Annotated in this window: 2 protein-coding genes and 1 pseudogene; 1 reads left to right on the plus strand and 2 read right to left on the minus strand. The window is 68.3% G+C overall.

Features of this window, described 5'->3' with window-relative positions:
* Positions 1–224: 224 nt before the first annotated feature.
* Positions 225–1,721 (plus strand): annotated as a pseudogene (locus ABZY11_RS43500) (IS1182 family transposase); the annotation flags it as partial.
* Positions 1,722–1,737: 16 nt separating this feature from the next.
* On the opposite strand, the gene ABZY11_RS43505 reads toward ABZY11_RS43500, so the two are convergent.
* Both ABZY11_RS43505 and ABZY11_RS43510 read right to left on the minus strand, forming a co-directional pair.
* Entirely contained in the window at positions 1,738–2,367 is a 630-nt protein-coding gene (locus tag ABZY11_RS43505; RefSeq protein ID WP_356484472.1) for a class I SAM-dependent methyltransferase, read from the minus strand.
* Positions 2,368–2,556: 189 nt separating this feature from the next.
* Positions 2,557–3,132, minus strand: a complete 576-nt coding sequence (locus ABZY11_RS43510; RefSeq protein ID WP_356484473.1) for a GNAT family N-acetyltransferase — start codon at positions 3,130–3,132, stop codon at positions 2,557–2,559.
* Between the last annotated feature and the right edge of the window lie 428 nt (positions 3,133–3,560).

Here is a 3,560-nt window from a genome sequence, read left to right on the forward strand (position 1 = left end):
CGACACACCGGCCCCAGTCTCGATCAGGTGATCAGTCGTCGTACTCATCAGGTGACTCCTTCGTGGAGGTCCACACCTGATTCATGACACTCCCCTGACCCGAGACGCGACGAAGCCCCGGGCCTGGTGGATGCTGTTGGTTAATTCGGGGCTTCGCGTGACGTCGGCCTTCAAGACCCGGTTGTGGTCTTGAAGGCCGACGTTGTCGTATGGGGTGGGTGTGGATGTCGATGCAGCCGAAGGGATCTGGGGAGATCCCGGCGGAGACGGTGCGGGTGGCTCGGGGTGCCTTCCCGAAGGGAAGTCTGGCGATCCGGGTCCGGGACGAGCTGGGGCCGATGTTCACGGACGAGGAGTTCGCGGACCTGTTCCCGGTGCGGGGGAAACCTGCCTGGTCGCCGGGGCGTCTGTCCCTGGTACTGGTGTTGCAGTTCGTCGAGGGACTCACCGACCGGCAGGCCGCGGAGGCGGTCCGGGCCAGGATCGACTTCAAGTACGCCCTCGGTCTGGCTCTGGATGATCCGGGGTTCGACTTCTCGGTGCTGTCGGAGTTCCGGGACCGCTTGGTGGAAGCTGACGCCGGGCAGCGGTTGCTGGACAGCATCCTGATCGCGGCCCGGGAGAAGGGTCTGCTCAAGACTGCGGGCCGGGCCCGCACCGACGCCACGCATGTGCTGTCGTCGGTGCGGGAGCTGTCCTGGCTGGAGATGGTCGCCGAGACCTTGCGATCGGCGCTCAACGCGCTCGCCCAGGCCGCCCCCGACTGGCTGTCGGACATCGCGGAGCCGGACTGGTTCAAGCACTACGCCACCAGGGCCGAGGACTCCCGTTTCCCCAAGGCCCGCGCCAAGCGCGACGAGGTAGGCCAGCGGATCGGCCGTGACAGCATGCGCCTGCTTGAGGCGCTCTTCGCCGCAGAGGCACCACCTGGCCTGGGCACCCTGACGGAGGTGGAGACCTTGCGGCAGATGTGGGTCCAGCACTTCCACCTGGTAGAGGGCGAGGTGAGGCGCAGGGACCCAAAAGACCGCCCGCCGGGCACGATGCGCCTGGTCACCCCCTATGACACCGAAGCCCGCGGCAGCGTCAAACGGGACACCATGTGGGACGGATACAAGGTTCACCTGACCGAGACCTGCGAGCCGGAGACGCCGAACCTGATCACGAACGTTGCCACCACCCCCGCCACCGTCCACGACAGCGTGACAGTCCCCGAGATCCACGACGGGCTGGCCGCGCGGGACTGCCTGCCCGCCGAGCACTGGGTCGATGCCGGATATCCCACCGCCGGCCAGGTTGTGGCCGCCCGGCGGGAGCACGGCGTCATCCTGCACGGGCCGATGGCCGCCAGCACCGCCGCGTCGGCCGACGGCCCCTTCGGACAGGACGCCTTCACCATCGACTGGGACCGCGAACAGGTGACGTGCCCGAACGGCGTCGTCAGTACGCAGTGGGCCGAGCGGCGTTCCCAGCAGGGCCTGCCCGTCATCCGGGTCCGCTTCAGCCCGGCCGACTGCCGCCCCTGCCCTCACCTGCGCGACTGCGTCAACTCACCCTCGCCACGACGCCGCGAGCCCAACCCCCGGCAGGGCCGCGACGAACACGAAACCGTCCGAACGGCCCGAGCCGAGCAGCGAACCCACGCCTGGAAAGAGCGGTACAAGATCCGTGCCGGAGTCGAGGGCACCATCTCCCAGGCCGTCGGACGTTGCGGCCTGCGGTTCCGCCGTGGTCTTGTCAGGCGCCGGTACGGAAGACGAGCAGATAGCGCCAGAACAGCAGTCTGCGAATGCTGCATCCGGGCAGCAGCACCGCGGCCTCCCGGCGGATCTCGTGCAGGGGCATGGTCGGTGGCATTACCGGAGCCCTGACCCGCCCCCGGCCGGCCGACGCAGCAGAGCGGTTCATGTCCACCGCGGCAACGGCGAGCCTGGCGACGGCGTTGACGGGCACGGCCGCCAGACTCCACGCCCAGTCGAGACGGCTCTTCTCCGGATAACACCCCAGGATCACCAGAACTCCACCCGGCGCGAGCGCATCACGCAGAGCGGCGACGGCGTCGAAGGACATGTGATGGATGCTGGCCAGGCACGAGATGAAGTCGTAGTGCCCCTCGGCGAGTTCGACATCGGTGACATCCGCCTGCCGGAATCGCGGACTCTTGGCGCCTTCTGCCGACTCCGACAGGGCATGAGCCTCCGCGACAGCCTCCGCGGACGGATCGATCGCATCGACCTCGATACCCAGATCGGCGAGGCGCCGCGCAAACCGGCCAGTCCCGCAGCCAACATCCAGAGCCGCACCGCAATTCCGCGGCATCTGGCGCAACAGCAAGCGGTGATAGTGGTCGTTGTGGTCGAAAGGCATGGTCCGACCCTGCCACAGCGAACGCGCCCACCCGGGCTCTGATGCTGCCGGCCCGCTCCCGCCACGCCTCGGTCCGCTCCCCGGAACGGTACGCCCGCCCCGGCGCCGACGCGGTCGCCCGGCACGTTGCCGAACGTGCCCCCTGCCGCACGTCGCAGGGCGTATCGGCTGCCCTGCTTTCGGCGTGGGTCAAGAGACAGGCGACCGGGCCTTGAACGAGTGCAGCTCGGCTACAGCGAGGGTTTGCTCCGCGTCATACGCCTCGAAGGTGCTCATGCGCTGGAAGCCGAGACGGGCGGCGAGCTTGAGGGAGCGCTCGTTGGCCGTCTGGGTCACCACCAGGACCGGCTGGTCGGGCAGCTCGTCGGCGGCGGCATGCAGCATGGTCGTGGCGGCCTCGAATGCCAGCCCCGCACCCCAACATCCGTGTCGGAGGAGGTAGGCCAGCTCCAGCTCCCCGCCTTCCTCGGTGATATGTCCGGGAAGGCCGGCGGAGCGGCGGTCGAGTACGAGTGTGCCGATGAACCGGTCGGTTTCCTTGTCGGCGATGACGTAGGTACCGGGCTTGCCTGCAATGGCGCTGATGCCGTTCGCGTCGAAGTACTGCTCGACAGCGGTACGGGGCCGCGGGCCGCCGAGGTGGGCACGGACCTGTGGATCGGTCTGGAGCTCGATGAGGCCGTCGATGTCGGCGTCGTGTGCCTTTCGCAGCCGGAGACGATCAGAGGTGATCTCAGTGGCAGACAGCGTGGGCAGTGCGTTCATGAGATCCATTGTCCCCGGCTCATTGGATCGAGTCACCGGTCCCGATGTGGTGGTTGGCGCGCCCTCGGGGATGCGTGGTCGGAGCACTGCTGGTCCCGGGCGGCTGGGCAGTGTCTTCACATGATCTCGAACGGTGGATCACGGGGTCGCGATACGTCGTCATGAACTGTCCGGTACCGGGCGGAAGTTCGCCGGGCCGCTGTTGCCTGAGTCGTTGCGGGGACGGAAGCGGCTGGACGACCAGGGCGATCCGCACCTGGCTCCGCCACCGTGGCATCCCGCACACCATCCACGAACGGGCCGACCCGGCCCGCAACCGACTCGTGGGCGGGCCCCCCCGCCGGCCGCCCCGACCAACCGCCCCCCTGACCACCAACCCGCCCGCACAACATGTTGGGAAGGGGTAGAGGAAATGGGTTGTTGGGTTT

The organism is Streptomyces sp. NPDC006510 (genome assembly GCF_040611955.1).
Taxonomy (GTDB): domain Bacteria; phylum Actinomycetota; class Actinomycetes; order Streptomycetales; family Streptomycetaceae; genus Streptomyces.

Excerpts from the sequence above, each read along its gene's own strand:
- ABZY11_RS43505 (WP_356484472.1), bottom strand. The coding sequence starts at position 2,367 with ATGCCTTTCGACCACAACGACCACTATCACCGCTTGCTGTTGCGCCAG.
- ABZY11_RS43510 (WP_356484473.1), bottom strand. The coding sequence starts at position 3,132 with ATGAACGCACTGCCCACGCTGTCTGCCACTGAGATCACCTCTGATCGT.